Origin of the sequence: Tautonia sociabilis (assembly GCF_003977685.1) — a bacterium.
In the GTDB taxonomy this organism is placed as follows: Bacteria; Planctomycetota; Planctomycetia; order Isosphaerales; family Isosphaeraceae; genus Tautonia; species Tautonia sociabilis.
In genome coordinates this window covers 25,716-45,587 of sequence record NZ_RYZH01000052.1, presented here as the reverse complement: position 1 = coordinate 45,587, position 19,872 = coordinate 25,716, and the positions used below count along the sequence as shown (strand labels likewise).

The 19,872-nt window shown below is 69.6% G+C and carries 15 protein-coding genes; 6 read left to right on the top strand and 9 right to left on the bottom strand.

Going from position 1 to position 19,872, the window contains the following annotated elements; genetic code table 11:
* Positions 1-117 precede the first annotated feature (117 nt).
* Both TsocGM_RS20985 and TsocGM_RS20980 read right to left on the bottom strand, forming a co-directional pair.
* Positions 118-402, bottom strand: coding sequence for a hypothetical protein (locus TsocGM_RS20985; protein WP_233579074.1), 285 nt, complete (start codon positions 400-402; stop codon positions 118-120).
* A gap of 124 nt (positions 403-526) precedes the next feature.
* Complete coding sequence (locus TsocGM_RS20980) at positions 527-1,456, bottom strand: exosortase/archaeosortase family protein (protein ID WP_158633678.1); 930 nt, start codon at positions 1,454-1,456, stop codon at positions 527-529.
* A gap of 1,369 nt (positions 1,457-2,825) precedes the next feature.
* Between TsocGM_RS20980 and TsocGM_RS20975 the strand changes: the two genes are divergently transcribed.
* Positions 2,826-3,281, top strand: coding sequence for a hypothetical protein (locus tag TsocGM_RS20975; RefSeq protein WP_126727422.1), 456 nt, complete (start codon positions 2,826-2,828; stop codon positions 3,279-3,281).
* Positions 3,282-3,423: 142 nt separating this feature from the next.
* Here TsocGM_RS20975 and TsocGM_RS20970 read toward each other — a convergent pair whose 3' ends face one another.
* Positions 3,424-4,677, bottom strand: coding sequence for an FHA domain-containing protein (locus TsocGM_RS20970; RefSeq protein WP_126727421.1), 1,254 nt, complete (start codon positions 4,675-4,677; stop codon positions 3,424-3,426).
* A gap of 763 nt (positions 4,678-5,440) precedes the next feature.
* Here TsocGM_RS20970 and TsocGM_RS20965 point away from each other — a divergent pair.
* Positions 5,441-6,913, top strand: a complete 1,473-nt coding sequence (locus TsocGM_RS20965) for a replication initiator protein A (RefSeq protein WP_126727420.1) — start codon at positions 5,441-5,443, stop codon at positions 6,911-6,913.
* A gap of 98 nt (positions 6,914-7,011) precedes the next feature.
* Here TsocGM_RS20965 and TsocGM_RS20960 read toward each other — a convergent pair whose 3' ends face one another.
* From TsocGM_RS20960 to TsocGM_RS26235, 3 genes are all read right to left on the bottom strand, one after another.
* The gene (locus tag TsocGM_RS20960) at positions 7,012-9,966 is read right to left on the bottom strand and encodes an FG-GAP-like repeat-containing protein (protein WP_126727419.1); all 2,955 of its coding nucleotides are present in this window, start codon (positions 9,964-9,966) and stop codon (positions 7,012-7,014) included.
* A gap of 83 nt (positions 9,967-10,049) precedes the next feature.
* The gene (locus TsocGM_RS20955; RefSeq protein ID WP_126727418.1) at positions 10,050-11,021 is read right to left on the bottom strand and encodes an SDR family oxidoreductase; all 972 of its coding nucleotides are present in this window, start codon (positions 11,019-11,021) and stop codon (positions 10,050-10,052) included.
* Between the two features lie 643 nt (positions 11,022-11,664).
* A complete protein-coding gene (locus TsocGM_RS26235) occupies positions 11,665-11,802 on the bottom strand; it encodes a hypothetical protein (protein WP_158633677.1) in 138 nt (45 codons plus the stop codon).
* Positions 11,803-12,112: 310 nt separating this feature from the next.
* Between TsocGM_RS26235 and TsocGM_RS20950 the strand changes: the two genes are divergently transcribed.
* Together TsocGM_RS20950 and TsocGM_RS20945 are read left to right on the top strand one after the other, a co-directional pair.
* Positions 12,113-12,961 (top strand): ParA family protein, encoded by an 849-nt coding sequence (locus TsocGM_RS20950; protein WP_126727417.1) that lies wholly within the window; start codon positions 12,113-12,115, stop codon positions 12,959-12,961.
* A 1-nt stretch (position 12,962) separates the two neighbouring features.
* Entirely contained in the window at positions 12,963-14,009 is a 1,047-nt protein-coding gene (locus TsocGM_RS20945) for a ParB/RepB/Spo0J family partition protein (RefSeq protein WP_126727416.1), read from the top strand.
* A gap of 60 nt (positions 14,010-14,069) precedes the next feature.
* Here the strand turns inward: TsocGM_RS20945 and TsocGM_RS20940 are convergent, their stop codons facing one another.
* On the bottom strand, positions 14,070-15,218 hold the full coding sequence (locus tag TsocGM_RS20940; protein WP_126727415.1) for a glycosyltransferase: 1,149 nt from the start codon (positions 15,216-15,218) through the stop codon (positions 14,070-14,072).
* Between the two features lie 397 nt (positions 15,219-15,615).
* On the opposite strand from TsocGM_RS20940, the gene TsocGM_RS20935 reads away from it, so the two are divergent.
* Entirely contained in the window at positions 15,616-16,806 is a 1,191-nt protein-coding gene (locus tag TsocGM_RS20935) for a TIGR03087 family PEP-CTERM/XrtA system glycosyltransferase (protein WP_233579075.1), read from the top strand.
* Between the two features lie 413 nt (positions 16,807-17,219).
* Positions 17,220-17,840 carry a Uma2 family endonuclease gene (locus TsocGM_RS20930; RefSeq protein ID WP_158633675.1) on the top strand — a complete coding sequence of 207 codons (621 nt, stop codon included), beginning with the start codon at positions 17,220-17,222 and terminating at the stop codon, positions 17,838-17,840.
* A 31-nt stretch (positions 17,841-17,871) separates the two neighbouring features.
* On the opposite strand, the gene TsocGM_RS20925 is transcribed toward TsocGM_RS20930, so the two are convergent.
* Positions 17,872-18,804, bottom strand: coding sequence for an NAD-dependent epimerase/dehydratase family protein (locus TsocGM_RS20925; protein WP_126727412.1), 933 nt, complete (start codon positions 18,802-18,804; stop codon positions 17,872-17,874).
* 32 nt (positions 18,805-18,836) lie between these two features.
* Complete coding sequence (locus tag TsocGM_RS20920) at positions 18,837-19,835, bottom strand: NAD-dependent epimerase/dehydratase family protein (RefSeq protein ID WP_126727411.1); 999 nt, start codon at positions 19,833-19,835, stop codon at positions 18,837-18,839.
* Positions 19,836-19,872: the final 37 nt, after the last annotated feature.

The following is a 19,872-nucleotide window of genomic DNA, read 5'->3' as shown; positions in this document are numbered from 1 at the left end:
CCGCATCGCTGGTGGGCGTGGTCTGGGACGGGCAGGCCGACCGACGCCGACGGCGAGGGGGAGGTGCCGGGGCCCCGAGCCCACCGAACCTGCACCGGCAGCTTGACAGTCCCCCTCTCATAGATGGGTCCGCTGGAACGTCACAAAGTCGACGTGGGTCTCGGCCGTCTGGAAGATGATCCTCGGAGGAATGGCCGACACGTGGAAGCGGGTCTGGGCCGTGTACTGGGCCGGCGGCACGACGCTGTAGACAACTGCGGCGGCAATGGCAGCGCAGACCAGGCCGATGGCGCCGGCCACCAGCCAGCGGCGGCGAAGGGCCTTGAGGAGTTCGAGGGCAAGAGGGACTTGGGCCGGCGGAAGCGATCCGGGAAGTGGTGGCCCGTAGGATGGCTGGACCACCGGGTGGATGCGCTGGGGCACCATTACTTCATCCGAGGCGGCCGGCCGGCCCTTCGGAACGGGGCTGGCGTTGCGATCGGTGTCCGGAGTCATGGCTTGCCTTGGTCGGGCGGAGCGGCCCGGGTCAAGATTGCGCCGGGTCGGTGAGCAAGGGGGAGGGCAGGCGGTCGCAATGCGTGGCCGGGGATTCCTCAGCGGGGGTCCGTCCCGCCAGAGAGGTCGGATCACCGGACTCAGGGACAACGTCAATGAATAGGAGATCGAGCAGCTTCAGCTCGAGCCAGAGCAGGACCAGCGCCATCGGCATCATCAACCAGCCGGCGAGGTCGTGGTAGACGAAGTCGGCCACCACGCCGCCGGCGAGCTCGTGGAGCGTGGCAGTGAGGGTGATCCGAAGGACGTTGGAAATCAGGGCGATCGGCACGGCGCTGGCGACGACTATCAGCCGGTCGGTGATTCGGCGGTCAACCACCACCAAGGCGGCTCCGGTCGAAAAGGCGAAGAACAGGAGCATGATGCCCATGCCGTTGCAGGCCTCAACGACGCCGAGCCGGGCCTCGCCGATGGCGATCACGTTCCCCTCGGCCACGGCGGGAAAGCCCATGGCCTGCAGGAGAAAGGTGCTCGAAACGGTGGCTAGACCCTGGAGCGGCAGGCCAAGGGCGGTCTCCAGGCGGTATGGCAGCGGGATCATGAAGGCGAGAAACGCGATCGACGGCCAGGCCAGCCGCAGCCCGGCAGGGCCGAGCACCAGGGCGACGATGCCGGCAAGGGTCGGCAGCAGCGAGATCGCCTCGATCCAGTCGAAGTAGATGTACGCCCCGGCCAGGCGGAGAAGGATGCCGGCGGCGAGCAGACCGAGCCCCACCCAGCGTGCCGGCCGCAGGCTCGCGGCCGTCTCCGGCTTCCAGCGCATCCAGAGCAGGGCGACGGCGAAGGGCGGTACGAGATAGCCGTGAGAATAGCGGGCGTCGTTCTCCCAGCGGTCGACCTGGGCGGAGAGCGTCGGCCAGTACACCCAGGCGACCACCCCCAGCAACAGGGCGACCGACACGATGCCCCACGGCGAGATTCCACGCCGAGCATCGGTTCCAGAAGGCGGGTTCTGGGCGGATCGTGTGACCTGGCAATCGGATCCGTTCACAGCGTGGCGATCCCCCAGGGCAGGCGAATCGGCGCAGACTCCGTCCCCGTCGGTTGCAGCCTCGCCGGCTTACCCGATGTCCCGCCTCCATGCGGCCACCGTCGACTCCGTTCCGTTTGTCATTGACTGCCGAACGACCGATCACAGTCGGCCGAGATGGCGAACCGATCACGCGCGTTCATAACCATGAACCACACGCATTCATAACTAGGTCCTGCATCGGGGATCGTGACGAGCATGCACGAAGAGCATCACAGAGGGTGCAATTTACTTCGCCGCTCGAACCGATGGAAGAAAAAAATTCAAGCAAATTCACCTTTCTTTGTTAAGCCAACCTCACGAATACGTTGGCACTGGGCGCCAACACAACCACGAAGAAAAAAATTCAACATACATGCATTTTATGCCAACATATTGAATAAATCTCTCTCCTTGTCCTTGCCGATTCGCCCCCACGTGAGAAAAATGTGATCGGCTCGAGACGATTCGATGCTCGGGACTCGGAACCGCTGCGGAGCCATGGCGCCGAGGTATTCCGTGCAATATGCAATATGCAGGGATGCGTGGTGAGTGGTACGCTACCAACCCGGCGACCAACAGTTCAAGGAGGAAACCCGGTCGATCCACGCCACCGATCGGATCACGATGCGAACCCTGGGGGGATCCGCCTTCTGCTCGCTTTTTTTCTCCGGGACAGTGCTGTCATGTCCCCGTCGTCCGGCCGCTCAGGAGCGATTCGATCCTCTCGATAAGGCCAACCCACGGAACCGGACCCGGTTTCATCCCCCATCCCGGGTCAGCTCCTGGCGGCCAGTGCCGGGCTGGCCGGATCCTCGATCCTGCTAAAGATGGAAGTGGCGACCATCTGTCCACCGCGTTGCCCATTATCAACATTACCCGCGGATTGTTCCGGTTCGGGACTGGCCAGGCCGGGGATCGATCTGACGTTGTTGACTCGCCCCGAGATCGCTGTCGGACGAGGCCAGGACGCTCGACGTCCTCACGATTTCCGATGCCTCCCGGCACTCCAGGAGGAAAAGGGCCGGATCCTCACGCTCGATCTGGCGAGAATCCCTCCGATCCGGCGTTCCGGACGGGACCAAGGAGAGCTATGATCCAACCTGGGATCGGCATGGGAATGCATCCTGGTCGATCCGGACTGGTGAGGATCGGTTTCTCTCATCTTGTCGCACGATCGGATGCGGGCAGGGACGGCCGCTGTTCCGCCCCGGCACTCGCCTCGTCTCAACCCGAGGTCCCGATGCTGAACGAGGAGTCGTTGAGGCGCCCGGGTTTCCGGAGCGGCCTCTCCGTCATCCTGGCCGACGGGCAACGGTGGACGTTGCCACTACCGGCGGAAGCGGATCGCGAGGAAATCCCGGCCCCCGTCGAGGAGCACATCCGGGCGATCCTGGAGATGATCCGGGAGGCCGAGGACCGGGCCGAGTTGCTCCGGGCGGAACTGGCTCTGGGCATCCATCTGCTATCGATCAACTACCGGCTCGGCCCGGAGCAGTACCAGGAGTTGCTGTCCTTCGAGCGATCGAGCCCGATGCGGGAGACCTCGCAGGAGGCCTTCCACCGGGCCGCCCTGGCCTATCTCCGTCGGCTCAACGCGGAGGAGGGCAGGGCCGACCACCTTGTCATCGGGGAGCGGTATCCCCCTGAGGGCCTCCTTGGCCTCGTCACCCAGTTCCTCCGCCGGCTTTGGGGGAGGAGTCCCGTCTCGGAATAATCCCAAGCCTCCAGCGAACCTCCGTCCTGACCGTACCGGTCGACCGTCCGGCGATCCCTCGCTTTGGGAACGGGGTTCCGACTCCCTCGATCGCGTGCTCCCCCTCCTCCCCTCCCCTCCCAGGGTCGTCGAGCACGGGACGTTAGGTGGTCGGCGTCCCCCCCGAGATGAGCTGGAGCACGCGGGTCCAGCGCCCCTGGCGTTCCTCGTGGAGCTGGGCGATTCGACGACTGATCAGGTCGTGGATCTCCGGGCCGGGGGCAGGGCGTTGAGGCTCCTCCACCGGCCCCGAGGGCGGGGGCGTTGAGCGTTCCTGGCGGGCCCCCGGAGGCGGAGGGGAGTTCGAGGCGGGTCGGGATCCGGACATCGACGGCGGGGGCGATGGGGCCTGGATCGACTGGAGTTCCCGGGTGAGGTCGCGGATCCGGTCGAGTTCCTCCCGGACCTGTCCCATCTGATCGCGGTGCATGGCGCCGAAGGTCTGGAACATGGCCATCATGGCCTGGTGGAACTGCTCGAACATCTGCAGCTGCATCTGCTCGAAGCGGGAGACGAACGGGTCCAGTTCGGGAGGGGTCGGCCAGGAGGGGGAGCGGCCGACGACCGTCGCAGCCGGCGGGACTCCCGGGCGGGGGACGGCCGGCAGCTGGTCGGCGGCCAGGGGGGAAACACTCCAGGCCGGGGCCTCGACGCTGGACGAGGAGGCGTCTCGGTAGCGAACGGTCATCCGGTAGCGGCCAACGTGCAACGACGAGCCATCGGGGATCCGGGCGAACCGGACTCGGGCGCCCTCAACCCGGATCCCCTCCCGGCTGAGCAGATCAACCGCCCAGAGGCCGTCGAGCGTTCGGATCAGGGCACAATGGAAGCGGGAGATCTCGTCATCAGGGATCTTCAACCGGCAATCGGCCGCCCGTCCGACCAGCGTGAGCACGCGACCCAGCCGCCACCGGGCCGGCCCCTCGGGGCGGCCCTTGAATTCCAGCTCCGCGTCGGGAAGCACCGGGGGGCCCCGGTCGATCAAGGGGTTGGCGGGCTCCCCCCCGGCCCTGCCGAAGACGACCGACGGCCAGACTCGGCACGGCCCGAGCCCGATCGGCTCCCCTTCGGCCAGCCATCCCGACGGCGAGACCACCCCTCCCCGGGATACCCCGATCCGGCTCCCCAGGTCGAGCCAGAAGATGCGACCGTCGAGGACCTGGACGTACAGATGGCGACGGCTGATCTCATCGCGGTCGATCGCCAGGTCCGCCTTCGGATCCCGACCAATCACCGCGAAGGGCTGCGTCAGCTCCCGGGATCCGTCCGGGGCTTCCGGCCCGCAGGCATGCCGCAGCCGCAACGGCCCGACCGCTCCGCACGCTCCCCAGAATCGGCCGAGGGAACCCAGATCCACGGCAATCCTCCCAGGTCGACCGACACCACCCTCCGGGACGGCCCACTTACGCCCTACTTCCGATTATTCGGGATCGCTCCCGACATTGCACGCCCCACCCCTCCTCCTCCGGAAGCGATCCGGAGCCCTCCCCTGCTCTCTCTCCTGCCTCACCCGACGAGGGCCATCCCCCCAGAGGAGGTTCCCTCGCACCGACCGAATCCGACCATCGGGGGAGCACCGTCCCCCCGGCAGGCGGGACGATGGCCTGGGGGATCCCCTCGCCTCAAGGTCCGACCATCGGGGGAGGAACCAGGCCAGCCGAGGTCCGACCATCGAGGGAGGATTGCAACCGCATCTCGCTCGGATTCTCCCCCAACGATCGCCCCAGTCGTCCTCCGGCCATCCGACCATCGGGGGAGGAGATCCGCTCCAACCGTCCGACCATCGGGGGAGGAGATCCGCTCCAACCGTCCGACCATCGGGGGAGGGTGTTGTCGACCACCGGGGGAGGATTCGCCTCGAGCGGCCGACCATCGGGGGAGGGCCCGGACGACCAATGAGGGAGGGTTTCCCGACCATCGGGGGAGGGTTTTCCGACCAACGAGGGAGGGTTTTCCGACCAATGAGGGAGGGTTTTCCGACCAATGAGGGAGGAAATTTGCCCTAAGTCGTTGGAGCGTATAGGCTATTTTTCGGGTAACTCTTATAACTCTTTAACTCTTGTAACCTGACAACTGGTAGTTGTTGCCTTCGACGATTGTCGGAGTAAGGGGAGGCCGCGATGCGCGACGAGGCGCGGGAAAAACCGGGCGATCCGCCGGTCGGCGACCCTGGAATCGGGGGCCGGGACGAGATGAACATCGCCGAGTTCCCGATCACGCTGCTGGCCGACCGGGCCCCGAAGGGGCAGCGCCGGATCGAGTACGCCGATCGGATCTTCGACCCGGGAACCGGCCGGGAGATCGATCGGCGGCTGGTCATCAGCGCCCCGGAGGAGTACGGCCTGCCGACGGCGATCGACGACGATGTGATCCTGGCCCTGATCCAGCTCACTCGACGCCAGAACGGCTTTGCCCGCCCGGAAGTGCACTTCACCCGGTTGCAGTTGATCGACCTGCTCGGCTGGCCCGACAAGGGGAGGAGCTACGACCGGATCGCCGCCTCGCTCGACCGCTGGGCGTCGACCTACCTGAAATACGAGAACGCCTGGTGGGACAACGAGGGCCGGCGCTGGACGAGCGGCGGCTTCCACATCATCGACAGCTACAAGCTCGGCGACGGCCGAGCCCCCGGCGGCCGGGCCTCTCGGTGCCGGGTCGTCTGGGGCCGGGAGTTCTTCAAGAGTTGCCAGGCCGGCTACCTGAAGGGGCTGGACTATGACCTTTACATCCGCCTGACCAGCCATCCGGCTCGCCGAATGTACCGCTTCCTCGACAAGCGGTTCTACCACAAGCCGGAGTGGGAGTTCGAGCTGCGGGACTTTGCCTTCGAGCACGTCGGCCTGAGCCGCACCTACCGAGACGCCGGCAAGATCAAGGAGAAGCTGCGTCGGGGGATCGAGGAGTTGGAGCAGGTCGGCTTCCTCGAACCGTTGCCTCCCGAGGAGCGGTTCGTCAAGCAGGGCCGACGCTGGGTGATCCGCATGGCCCGGGCCCGGGAGGGGACGACCGAGGAACCTCCCCCGGAGGTCGGAAGCGATCCCATGGTCCAGGTGCTCGTCGACCGAGGGGTGACGGTCTCCTCGGCGGTCGAGCTGGTCGCCCGGCATTCTCCCGAGGCGATCTCCCGGCAGGTTGAGGCCTTCGACTGGCTCGTCTCCCGGGAGGACCGCCGCATTCGCCTCAGCCCCGCCGGTTACCTCGTCGAGTCGATTCGGAAGGATTTCGCCCCCCCCCGCGGCTTCGCGTCCCGAGCCGACCGCGAGGCCAGGCGCCAGCAGGTTGAGGACCTCTTCAGCCAGGCCCACCAGGAGCGTCTCAGAGAACGCGAGCGAGTCGCCCGGGAGAACGCCGACCGCGAGGCCGTCGCCCGCTTCTGGGACGCCCTGGGGCCCGAGGAACGCTCTCGGATCGACGAGCAGGCCCTCGCCGCCGCCGACACCGAGGTTGCCGCCTCCTACCGAACGATGACCCCCGCCTCGCTCAAGGCCGTCTTCTTCCGAGACACGATCCGCGATCCCTACATCCTTGGGCTGATCCGGGAGGGACGACCATCGGGGGAGGAACCGCCTTCCGGGGGAGGCCCGCCTTCGTGACCGGGGAGCCCCCCCCTGCCCCGGTTCGAGGTGCGTCAGGTCCTGGTCGGGGGTGATGGCGGGTCCGGGCCGCCTTCTTCCCCCCGGCGCCTCCGAGCTTACCGATCGCGATCCCCCTTCCCTGGGGGCGATGCCGGGATCGGCAGCGGCGTCGGGTCGCCCTCTCGGAGGAGCCAGGAGGAATCGGCCGGCAGGTCGGAGAATCGGTCGACGAGGCCGGAGGGCCATCGGATCTCCAGGTCGTCAACGAGGTCGGCTGCGCCGATCCCGAAGTGGAGGCGGGGGTCGGAAGAGGACAGATAGCTTCCGCCGCCGAACGTCCAGGCCACCTGGCGGCGGCCCCCGGCCCAGAGGGTGACCCGGGCCCCTTCGGCCGAGGGGGCGGTTGCGGTCGCCTCGAGCCGGAGGACCAGGGAACGGCCGATCGACCCCGACTCCGATTCGTTGTGCAGATAGGCCAGAGGGGCGTCCTGAGCGACGATCAGGACGTCGGGGAGGGTGTCGTTGTCCAGGTCGCCGACGGCCAGGCCTCGGCCGACCCGGGGGAGGGTCCAGCCGGAGCCCAGGTGCTCGGTGACATCGATCAGCCTTCCGGAGTCGGTCCCGAGCAGCAGTTGGGAAGGCATCGCGAACGGCAGTCGGGGCCGGCCGTCGAAGACGTGGCCGTTGGTCGCGGCCAGGTCGGGGAGGCCGTCGGCGTTGGCGTCGAGCAGCAGCGTGCCGAAGCCCAGGACGTATCGGGTCGGCGTCCTCAGGCCAATCTCCGAGCCCTGCTCGGCGAACAGCCCGCCGCCGAGGTTCCGGTAGAAGGCCATCCCCTCGGCCAGGTAGTTGGTGACCGCCAGGTCCGGCAGGCCGTCCCCGTCCAGGTCTCCCGGGGCGATTCCCATGCTCCCCTGGTAGATCCCCTCCGCCCCGGCCGAGATGCCGGCGCGCTCGCCGATTTCCTCGAACCTCAGGCCGCCCCGGTTGCGGAACAGGAGGTTGGCCGACAGGTCGTTGGCCACGAACAGATCAAGGAGGCCGTCTCCGTCAAAGTCGCCGGCGACCACGCCGAGCCCACGGCCGATCGGATCGACGGCGGCGATCCCGGAGGCCTCGGACACATCGACGAATCGGCCTCCGTCTTTGCGATACAGGCGGTCGGGCAGCGGGGAGTAGCGCAGCGGGTTGGCGTACGAGCCGCTGGAGATCTCGCCCTCGTCGTGGAAGGGGGGGGCGTCCGGATCGAGTTCGAGATACTGGCAAACGTAGAGATCCAGGTCGCCGTCGGCGTCGAGGTCGGCGAAGGCGGCGGAGGTTGGCCAGTCGATCTCGGCGTCGAGCCCGCTGGTCCTGGTGGCGTCCTCGAAGGTCCCGTTGCCCCGGTTGCGGAAGAGCTGCAGCCCCCGCCACCGCGAGATGAGCAGGTCGGGCCAGCCGTCGCCGTCGGCGTCCCCGGCGGTGGCTCCGAAGCCGTAGCCGCCGGGGAGCCGGTCGAGGCCGGCCGATCGGGTGGCGTCCTCGAAGGTGCCGTCCCCCCGGTTCCGAAACAGGCGGTCGGCGTTCGGGGAGCCCTCGGGAGGAGGGAACGTGCCCCCTTGCGGGAGGAAGACGTCGAGCCAGCCGTCGCCATCGAAGTCGATCAGGGCGACGCCTCCTCCCATCATCTCCGCGACCGTCCTCCCGGGGGAGAGCCTCCCCGGGTCGTAGGAGAAGGAGAGCCCGACCTCGGCGGCGATCTCCCGGAAGGTCGGCCGGGATGGCTCGGATCCCCCTCGGTCGGGTCGGCCTGGTGCGCCGGGGCCGTCGGGGACGGCGAGGGCCAGTTCCTCCCGGAGGTCGGCCAGGGTCGGTCCTCCTCCGGGACTCCCGACATCCGGATCCGGGGGCAGGGCGTTCTTCCCGTCAAGGAATTCCCAGGCGAGGGCCTCCCAGGTCCGGCCGAGGCCGAGGGCGAGCCGGGAGAGCTCCCGGGAGTGCTCGATCGGGTCGGGGCCGAAGGTGAGCTCGGCGTAGCGTCGGAGGTCCCGCTCGAAGGCCACTTGCCGCTGTCGGTAGTGGGAGGCGTCGTCGTTCTCGCCGGCCTCGGCCGCCAGGGCCGCCAGGCGGCCGAGGATCGCGGGAGGGTCGGCCCCGCCCGCTTCCAGGGCCGCTTCGAGGGCCTCTCGCTCGCGACGGGGATCCCCCCGATGCCTCGCGAACCAGGAGGCCAGCTCCAGGACCTCGCCGGGGGGCAATTCCCCGTCGTCCAAGAGCCGGATCGCGTCCCGGGCGGCGTCGGGGTCGTCCGAGGCCCGGGCCCACCGCAGGCGGGCCTTCCGGACCGCCGGGTCGTCGGGCCGGGCCCGCTCGCACCGAGAGAGCCAGCGATCCGCCTCGTCAAGCCTCCCCGTCGTTGTCTCCAGGTAGGCCATCGCCAGCCAGACCCGGTCGTCTTCAGGATGGGCCTCCAGGCTCCGGCCGAGCTGCGCTCGGGCCGACCCGATGACCACCCGATCGTTCAGGCCGCTGGCCCGTCGGATCGCCGAGACCGGGTCGCCGACGCGGCCGAAGGCCCGGCGATGGAGCTGCCGGGCCTCGACGAGTCTCCCCTCCATCTCGTAGACGGTCGCCAGGAGCCGCAGCGCCTCCCCCGCGATCGGCCCTCCCCGGGCCGGCATCTCCGGGGTGATCGCCTCCTCAACGGCCGAGAGCCGGCCGTCCTCCAGCAGCAGTCGTCCGCGATGGACCGCCGCCTCGAAGGCCCTCGGCGAGTCGGGGGGCACTCGGGAGAAGGCCTCCAGCGCCCGGTTCCGACGGCCCATCGCCAGCTCGCAGAGGCCGAGCATGAACGGGGCCTCGCCGCTGCCCGGCCGCTCCTCGGCAAGCTCCTCCAGCAGTGCCCGGGCCGTCGCGAACCTCCCGTCGGCCACAGCCTCCCCCGCCTCGGCGAGCCTCCCTTCGACCCATCGGCGATCCGCCTCCCTCCTCGCCAGCCATCCCCCCACCAGCGCCGCCCCGGCCAACAGACCGAGGGCCGCCATCGCGATCCGCCGGGGGCGGCCCGGGTTGACGTCCGTCCTGAGCGTCACGATCCGATCCCCCATCGAGGTGGCGACGATCCCGGTCCCCTGCCCCTCGGCGCCCGGCCGTCCTCGGGATCAGGAGGGCCGGCTCAGAGACGCCCCCCGGCGGGAGCCATCCAGGAGACGGTCCGCCGCAGGCCCTCCTCGAAGTCGACGACCGGCTCGTAGCCGAGGCCAGCCCGGATCGCCGAGAGGTCGGCCTGGGAGTCGCGAACATCCCCCTCTCGGGGGGGGCCGAACTCGGGATCGATGGCGGTGCCGAGGGCGGCGTTGATCGCGGAGACAAGCTCCCGGAGGCTGATCCGACGCCCGGTGCCCACATTGTAGACGGCACCGCCCAGGGGGCGATCGGATCGGATCGCCAGCAGGTTGGCCCGGACGACGTTGGCGACGTAGGTGAAGTCCCGGGTCTGGTGGCCGTCGCCGAGGATCGTCGGCCGGCGGCCCTCGGCCATCGCCCGGACGAACAGCGAGATGACGCCGCTGTAGGGGCTCGACGGGTCCTGCCTCGGCCCGAAGATGTTGAAGTAGCGCAGGCTGACGCCGTCGAGCCCCATCGTCTGCGCGTAGACCCCCACGTAATGCTCGCCGGCGAGCTTGCCCGCGGCGTAGGGGCTCAGGGGCCGGGGGTACATCCCCTCGTGCTTCGGCAAGGTCTCGGTGTCGCCGTAGGCGCTGCTGGAGGCGGCGAAGACGACCCGGCGGACGGTCCCGGCCCGTCGGGCGGCCTCCAGGACGTTGAGCGTGGCCGTCGGCCCGCTGGCGTGCGACTCGATGGGCTCCCGGACCGACCGGGGGACGCTCGGGATCGCCGCGTGGTGCAGGACGTAATCGGCTCCCTCGACGGCCCGGCTCGCGACCTCGAACTCGGCGAGGTTCCCTTCGAGCCACTCGAAGGCGTCGCCGAGATGGTCGAGGTTGGAGCGGTGGCCGGTGGAGAGGTTGTCGACCACCCGGACGCGGTACCCTTCGGCCAGCAGCGTCTCGGCCAGGTGCGAGCCGATGAAACCGGCCCCCCCCGTCACCACGACCAGCCCGCCGGGGCGGTTCGCCGTCGTCATCGTCGTCAGCGCTCCGGGAGAACGGGATGGCCCCCGGCCCGACGCCGGCGGCCGCTTTGATCGGAGGATCGCGCCGGGAGTCCGGCCCCTGCCCCCCCAGCCCGGGTCACAGCCATGCCGGGCGACAATGGCGCCGCCGAACCGACCCTGGAGCCGGAGGATCAGCGTCTCGATGAGGCGAACGCTGAGGTCGGCGATCGCGACGGAGGCCAGGACGGTCGAGGGGAAAACCGCCCACCGGGCGTCGTCGGGGAGGTCGATCTCTCCCCGGGGCCGAGGTCGCCTCGCCCGCTTCCTCGTCGGTGGGAGCGTTCGTCGTTCCCATCGTCACCTCGGCCCCGAGCCGCATCATCACCCCCCCCCTGCCCTTCGCTCCGTTCCGGGCCGATCGCCCTCAAAGGACCCCGCCCGGCCTCACCGGTCAATTCAGCGTACAGATTCCCCGTCGGAATGTCAGTCGGGGCTCCCTCGGGGCACTCCCGGAACGCATCCGCTGGTCGATCTCTGGCCTCGCTCCAGAGCGAGCGATCACCGGGTGATCGCGCCCGACGATCCCCCTCCATTCGAGGCCCCCGATCGGGATGATCACCCGGTGATCGCGCCGTTCCTGGAGGGACGACGATGCCGACCCTGGGCGTCGTGATCACCGGGTGATCGCTCGCCGATCCGGGCCCTCCCCGGGGAGTTGCCGGAGGTGCTGGAAGGCGGACCCTTCGAGAATCGGCCCGTCGGTCATGACGGCTCGGCTCGTCGTCTTCGAGGGGGCGGCGGGAGCGATCACCGGGTGATCGCTCCGCTCCGGAAGGGTTGCGGACGGGGGCTTCGGCGGGGGTGATCACCCGGTGATCGCCCCTTCAAGAGGACCGGCCTCAGCAGGCGCCGGACCGGGGTGATCACCGGGTGATCGCTCCGCTCCGGACCCCGGGGCCGGGGCTAGTTCTCGGTCCTCCGATCCGTCCCGGGGACCGACCATCGGGGGAGGATTCGGCCGGGGTGATCACCGGGTGATCGCCCCGGTCCCGAACGGTTCATGAGCGACCTCGGGGGCGTCCGATACCAAGCGCACGGACCCGAGTCAGGAGGGAATCGCGATGGCCGTTGTGGCGATGGTGAATCAGAAGGGAGGCGTGGGCAAGTCGAGCACCACGATGCACTTGGGAGGGGCCCTCGCCCGCCGGGGGCTCCGGGTGCTGGTGGTCGACAACGACGCCCAGGCGAGCCTCACCAAGGGCCTGCTCGGCGACGACCAGGCCCGGGCGATCGACCCGAGCACCACGGTCTACGCCCTGTATGCCGGGGTGCCCACTCCGGGGGATCTGCTCGTCCGGCCGACCGGCTTCGACGGGCTCGCCCTGCTCGCCGGCTCTCCGGCGTCGATCAGCTTCAACGTGCCTGATCCCCATCTGCTCGACCCCCGCGATCAGGCCGTCCTCCGGGACGCGCTCCGGCCGATCGCCGAGGGGTTCGACCTGACCCTGATCGACTGCTGCCCGAACCTTCAGCGCGCGACCTGGTCGGCCCTGCTCGCCGCCGACGCCGCGCTGATCCCCACCATGCCCGAGCTGTTCGGCGCCCAGGGGCTCGCCGAGGTCCGAGACTGGGTCGCCCTGGTCGAGCAGACCTGGGGCCGGCCGCTCCCGGTGGCCGGCGTCCTGGTCACGATGTTCAACGGTCGCCGCGCCATGCACCGAACCTTCGTCGAGCTGCTCGCCGGAGGCTGCCCCGAGCTGCTCTCCAGCACCGTTCCCGAGTCGTCCGACTTCCCCGAGGCGATCGCCGCCGGACGGCCCATCCACTACCACAAGGCCCGGGGCGCCGCCGCCAAGGCGATGGACGCCGTCGCCGACGAGGTGCTCGCCCGCCTCTCGGCCCTCGGCCTGATCCCGACGGCAACCGACGACGATCCCCAGGACCTCGGCGACGGGAAGGAGGCCGCCTGAGATGAGCGCCGCCAGCGACAAGGCCAAGGAGCGGACCCTCTCGAAGTACGGCGAGGCGATGCGGTCGAGCCTCGGCTTCAACCGCACTCCCGGCACCCCGGCCGGCATGGCGCCGCCGTCCGGGAGCGTCGCCGCCCGGATGGCCGGCGTCGTCAACGACCGAGAGGCCGCCGTCATCGAGGTCTCCCGGATCGCCCCCGACCCCGATCAGCCCCGCCGAGCGTTCGACGACGAGGCCATCGACCGCCTCGCCGAGTCGCTCCGGACCCGGGGCCAGCTCCAGAACGTCGTCGTCTACTGGTCCGACGACCTGGGCTCGTATGTCCTCGTCTCCGGCGAGCGCCGCTGGCGAGCCGCCCGCAAGGCCGGCCTGCCCACCCTCCGCTGCAAGCTCCTCGACCGCCCCCCCGACGAGGCCGACCGCCTCGCGTTGCAGCTCGTCGAGAACTGCGTCCGAGAGGACCTCAAACCCGTCGAGCAGGCCGCGGCCTTCCGCGCCCTGATGGAGTCCAACGGCTGGAGCACCCGGCAGCTCGCCGACGCCCTGCACATGGCCCAGGCCAAGGTCGTCTACGCCCTCGGGCTGCTCGACCTCCCCGAGGAATTGCGTCGTCGCGTCGACCGAGGGGAGCTCGCTCCTCGGACCGCCTACGAGATCGGCCGCCTGGAACGCCCCGACGACCAGGTCGCCCTCGCCGACCGAGTCTCCTCCGAAGGGCTCACCCGGGACGACGTCATCGCCGAGGTCCGAGCCGCCCAGGCCCCCGCCGAACCCGTCTCCTCCGCCAAGCCGGCCTCCGCCAGCCGATCGAAGGGCAGGGGGGGAGCCTCCTCCTCCTCGAAGGGCAGGGGAGGGGGCCGCCTCCCCACCTCGAAGTCCTTCCGCTTCCCCGGCGGAAAGCTGACCATCGAGCGGCCCAAGGGGCTGGACGCCTCCTCCTACCGCGCCGCCGCCCGCCTGCTGTTGGAGCAGGCCGACCGGCTCGATCCCCCCGCCTCCGACGGCTCCCCTCCCGACCCCGGGGCCGATCCCAGCCTGGCGGCCTGATCGCCACGGTTCGAGTCTCGGGGAACCGGGCCGGATCGAGGCGAGGAGACGCTCCGGGGCTCAAGGGGCCTCGGCTCTCCTCCGGGCCGTCGACGGCGCCCGATCGTCCCGGATCGCGTCGAGGACCTCCTGTTCGAAGGCAGCCGCCTTCGCGGCCCAACCTTCCCCGGCCAGGCGCTGCTCGCGCTCGATCCGCTGCCGGTCGGGGATCGGCTGGCCGGCCCGGATCGTCGTCGCGGAGACGAACTCATCGGCCGAGTCCACCAGGTCGGCGGCGTCGGACCAGTCGGCGATGGCGGGCAGGCGACGGGCCACGACCGGGCGGCCCGTCGCCAGGTACTCCTTGAACTTCAGCGGCTGCAGCGCCCGGGTGACCGGCAGGTCCGCGTACGGCATCACCAGCACGTCCGACCGGGCCGCCAGCGCCGGCAGATCGGCATAGGGGATCGGGCCGGGCATCCGGATCCGGGGGTGCCTCGCTAAGACCGGATCAGGCGACTGCTGCGGCCCGAACAGGATCAGGGGCCCGCACTGGTCGGCGATCGCCAGGCACCACGACGCGTCGAGCCGGCGGTCGACCACTCCCCAGAAGACGATCTTCGGGCCTGGCAGCTCATCCCACCACGCCGGCGCTTCCCAGGATGACGCATCGGGGCCCGCCGACCAGTGCTCGGGGTCGATCCCGTGCGTCATCAAACCCGACGGGGCGCCGAAGGAGGCCAGGCGATCCCGGAGCGTCTCGGAGACCGCGACGATCCGGTCCATCTTCGGGACCAGTTCCCGCTCCATCCGGTCCAGGGTCGGGCCGTCCAGCCCTGGCCAGGCGGAGTAGTCGTCGACGCAGTAGTAGACCCAGCGGTCGACGTCGAGCCGTTCCGGCAGATCGGCGGTGATCGGCAGGGTGGTGATCACGACCCGGTGCTCGCCGGGCTGCCGGGGGCCGAGCGCCGAGTGGATCGCCCGGGCCATCTGGAAGGCGTTGAACCGGCGCTGCCAGGGACTCCGGAAACCGGGATACATCAGCGGCGAGAGAACCTCCGGCCTCGGCGAGTCGGGGGAGGGTGCCGGCCCGGCATCCGGCCTTGGGCGCATCCAGGAGAGGAGCTTGGCGGCGGCCTTGCCCAGGTCCTCCCTCGAGAGTCTCGGCGGCCGGCTCCCGATCGTGTTGACCCAGAGCACCGGGTATTTCGGCAGCAGGTGCCCGATCAAGTGCTGGCAGCTCGACGGTGATCGCCCCCAGTCGTCGGCGAACGCGATCAGCCGGACGAGGCCGGGAGGAGGGGCATCCGGCGCCGCGAGCCCAACGGGTGCGGCTGCGGGGCCCGGTTCGGTCGAAGGGGGGGATGGCATCGGCACGAGGCCGCTCTCGTCGCCGGGAGGTTTGGGGAGTCCATTGGCCTCGTCGGCCCGGGCCACTATAGTAACGTGCCGGCGCCGCGGTGACCAAGGGCGGTTGCGATCGCTTCGCGGTCGGCTCCCCAAGATGCTGTTCGGGGCGAACACCCCTGGCTGTTTGCCCGAGGAATTCCATCGGCACACGAGCGGACGATTCGCCCAGTCTCTCCAGCCCCCGCCTCGTCCTGAATCGATGTCCGCGCGCGTGTTGATGCTCACCCACCGCGTTCCCTACCCGCCGAACCGAGGCGACCGGGTGCGCTCGTACCACCTCCTCCGGCATCTCGCCTCCCGGTTCGACGTCTGGCTTGCCTGCACCAGCGACGAGCCGGTCGACGACGATCAGCGCCGGGAACTGGGCCGGCTGACCTCGGATCTCGCCATCCGGCCGATCTCCCCGACCGTTGGCACGCTCCGGGGACTCGCCTCGCTGGCGCTCGGTGGCCCGGTCACGCCGGCGTACTTCCACCGAGGCGACCTGGCAAGGAGGGTGGTCGACTGGCACCGCAGGCACCGGTTCCAGGCGATGCTGACCTTCTGCACCGGAATGATCGGCCTCGCCCGAGCCGTGGTCCGGGCCGACCGCCGATTGCCGGGAGGCGGCCGGCTCCGTCATGTTCTCGATCTGGTCGATGTCGACAGTTGCAAGTGGGACGCCTACGCCTCCTCCTCTCGGCCGCCGATGCGGCAGGTCTACGAGGCCGAGGCCCGGCGCCTCCGTCGGATCGAGGCCGGCCGCCTCGACGACGTCGATGCCGTCACGATCATCTCCCGACCGGAGGCCGAGCTCTACCGACGAGCCGTCGGCGATCATCCGGGCCTGACCGTGGTTCGCAACGGCGTCGACCTCGATTACTTCCGCCCGATGCGCGACGCCGGCACGCGCACCGCGGTCTTCATCGGTGTGATGGACTACCGGCCGAACGTCGAGGGGCTCCTCTGGTTCGCCCGGGAGGTGATCCCCCGGCTGCCGGAAGGCATCCCGTTCCGCCTCCGGGTGGTCGGCCAGCGGCCCGCTCCCGAGGTCCTCGCGCTGGCCGACCACCCGGCGATCGAGGTGGTCGGCGCGGTCCCGGACGTCCGGGACGACCTCGCCTCGGCCTCGGTCGTGATCGCCCCGCTGCACATCGCCCAGGGGATCCAGAACAAGGTCCTCGAAGGGATGGCCAGCGCCCGGGCCGTCCTCTGCACCCCCGGCGCCGCCACCGGCATCGAGGCCGAGCCCGGCCGCCATCTCGTCGTCGAGTCCTCCCCCGAGGGCTGGGCCCGCAGCCTCTGCCGGCTGCTGGACGACCGAGAGCACCGATCGCGGATCGCCGCCGAGGCCCGCCGGCAGGTCGAGGCCCTCTACGACTGGGAGGTCTGCCTCGAGCCCATGGGACGCCTGCTCCTCGGGACTTGATCCGGACTGATCGGGACGGACCCAAACGCCGCGATCGCCCGCAATGCCGAGGGCCGTTCCGCCGACTCGTCGAGACGGGTCGGGGAGGCTGATGCGGTGCCGATGCGAGACGGGACTCTGGTCGAACCGACGTTCTCTCTCCACGTCCACGCGGGTGCCCAACGTGCGAGCGGTCGAGCGTCATCGTCGGGCTCGGTCGGAACCCTTGGGCGCCCTGGCGACGGTTCCCCAGACCCGGATGCGAAGAACGACGTCGGCGAGGTCGGGTTCTCCGTCCGGTCGAATCACGGGCACCGCAGGACGGGAGGGCGAGCGGGGAACGGGCGTGGGGTGCGTTGTTGACTCCCTCGCTTCATCGATACCCTTGAACCGAGGTGTTCGAGTTTGCCCCGACCTTGAGGATGAACGGTGACATGGCCACTGCGACCGGCTCCCGATCACCCCAGGAGACGACGGCTGAGGTTCCGTTCGACCTGACCGTCGACCTCTTCGCTCGGATGGTCGAAGCGGGCCTGATCCCGAGCGACCGCCGGGTCTACCTCCTCGGAGGGAGGCTCTACGAGAAGATGGCCAAGACGAAGGCACACGGATTCGTCGGGGCGGCCGTCAATCGGGCCGTCGGGCTTCGGTTGCCGGAGGGATGGAGTCTCTGGCCCGAGAGCACCATCGCTCTGGACCCCACAAACGCCCTGCTCCCGGACTTCGCCGTGATCCGGGGCTCGAATCCCCTCGACTTCGCCTCCCCGGAGCGCTATCCCGGGCCGCAGGACGTCGGCCTGCTGATCGAGGTCGCGGTGACCAGCCTTCGCGAGGATCTGACGAGGGCGCTCGAACGCTACGCCCGGGCCGGAATCCCGGTGTACTGGGTTGTTGATGTGCCTGGACGTCGCATCCTGGTCCATGACGAGCCGAGGGTCGCCGAGGGTCGGGGCGAGTACGCCCGCGTTGAGACCTACCGGGCCGGCGAGTCGATCCCCCTGGTGCTGGACGGCCGGGAGGTCGCCCGCGTCCCCTTCGACGAGTTGCTCCGGTGAGGTCGGCCGGAGATCGGAGATCGGTGGGCGGTCACCCGGATCGAGCGGTGTAGTACTCGGCGATGGCGTCCCAGGCCGATTGCTCGTCCCAGCCGAGGGAGGCGGGGTCGAGGGGGTCGGTGTTGATGCGGATGCGAGGCTCGGGGAAGTCGACCTGAGGGGAGAGGTCGACCGGGCAGGGGAGGCCAAGGCGGGCTTCCATCGCTCGGGCCATGCGGAGGGCGAAGGCGCCCTGGCTCTCGATGTAGCCGCTGGGATTGAGGCGGGAGAGGCCGGTCGAGGGGAGCTCGCTGGCGAATCGGGCGTAGGCCTTCGCCAGGAGGGAGACGTGGATGTTGTCTCGGATATAGAGCGGGGTGGCGCAGGAGGGGCGGGTGCCGGCGAGCCAGTGGCGCATGAGGTAGGCGGTGAAGCGGGGGTCCTCGAAGGGGCCGAAGGGGTTCGGGATGACGAACTTGCCAAGGCCGAGGCCGGCCGACTCGCAGTAGTGCCGGACGGTGTGGAAGGTGAGGGCCTTGGAGAGCCCGTAGGGGGAGAACTCGGGGAGGCCCTGGGAGCCGGCGCCCTCGCCTCGCTCGGCGATGCTGCCGGTGAGCAAGACCGATCGGCCGCCGGCGGCCTTGAAGGCGGAGAGGACGCGGGGGAGGTTCGCGGTGTTGTTGCGGAGGGCGGCCACGGCGTCGAAGTCGGGGCTCTTGTAATTGGTGACGTCGGCGCCGTGGTGACAGAGCAGGTCGAAGCCTCCTTCGTCGAGGAGGGAGAGAAAGGTGTCGTCGCCGAAGGAGCAGCGGAAGACGGGGAGGCACACCTCCGAGGCCAGCCGCACCCGGGATCGGCGAGGCTCGTCGTCGTAGTCGTCGGGCCGCCTCCGGAAGACGGCCGTGACCTCGTGGCCGGCGGCGGAGAGTTCTCGGAGGAACCAGAGGCCGGTGAAGGAGCTGCCCCCGGTGAAGAGGATCTTCATGGCGATGGTTCCGGTCGGGGGGCGGCTCTGGCTCAGCTAATCCGGTCCATCCGGCCTTCCAGGGTCTTCAGGCGGACGAACTGGGGCCCTTCGAAGTCGGCCTTGCTGAAGCCGTGCTCGACCATCTTGCGGTGGAGTTCCTCCATGCCGCTGACCAGGTCGTACTGGAGCTTGAAGTCGGGCAGGAGGCGGTTGAGCAGGTCGAACTTGACGCGGTAGTCGCGGGGGTCGGAGCCGACCTCGCCGGTGTAGGCGACGGTGGCGGAGGGGATGAGGCGCCGGACCTGGTCGCCCACGTCCTTGACCTGGTAGTTCTGGGCATTGTCGCCGACGTTGATGGCGCGGTTGTGGACGACGTCCTTCGGGGCCTCAGCCAGCGCGATGAAGGCTCGGGCGATGTCCCGGCAGTGGATCAGAGGCCGCCAGGGGGTGCCGTCGGACTTGATCCGGATCTCGCCGTAGGCGAGGGCCGAGCCGAGCAGGTTGTTGACGACCAGGTCGATCCGGAGCATCGGCGAGTGGCCGAAGGCGGTGGCGTTGCGGAGGAAGACGGGGGAGAAGGTGTCGTCGGCCAGCTCGGAGACGGCCGTTTCGGTTTCGATCTTGGACTGGGCGTAGGCGGTCAGCGGGTTGAGCGGGTCGTTCTCGTCGAGGTCGAGCTTCGTTCCCTTGCCGTAGACCGAGCAGCTGCCGGCGAAGAGGAAGCGGGGGATGCCGGCCTGCTTGGCGAGGCGGGCCAGGCGGATCGAGGCGTCTCGGTTGATGTCGAAAGTGAGCTTGGGGTCGAGGGCCCCCATCGGGTCGTTGGAGATGGCGGCCAAGTGCATGACGCAGTCGAAGCCGTCGAGGTCGGACACCTCGATCGCCCGGGTGTCCTTGACCAGCTCGCGGTCGGGGGGGACGACTGGCTCCCAGCCGCAGCCCTCGAAGAGGTTCAGGTCGCAGCCGGTGACGGTGTGCCCGCCTTGCTTGAGCAGGTCGATCAGGTGGGCGCCGATGTAGCCGCGATGGCCGGTGACGAAGACGTTCATGGTGCGTCGGAGGGGGTGCGGGGGGGGGATGGAGACG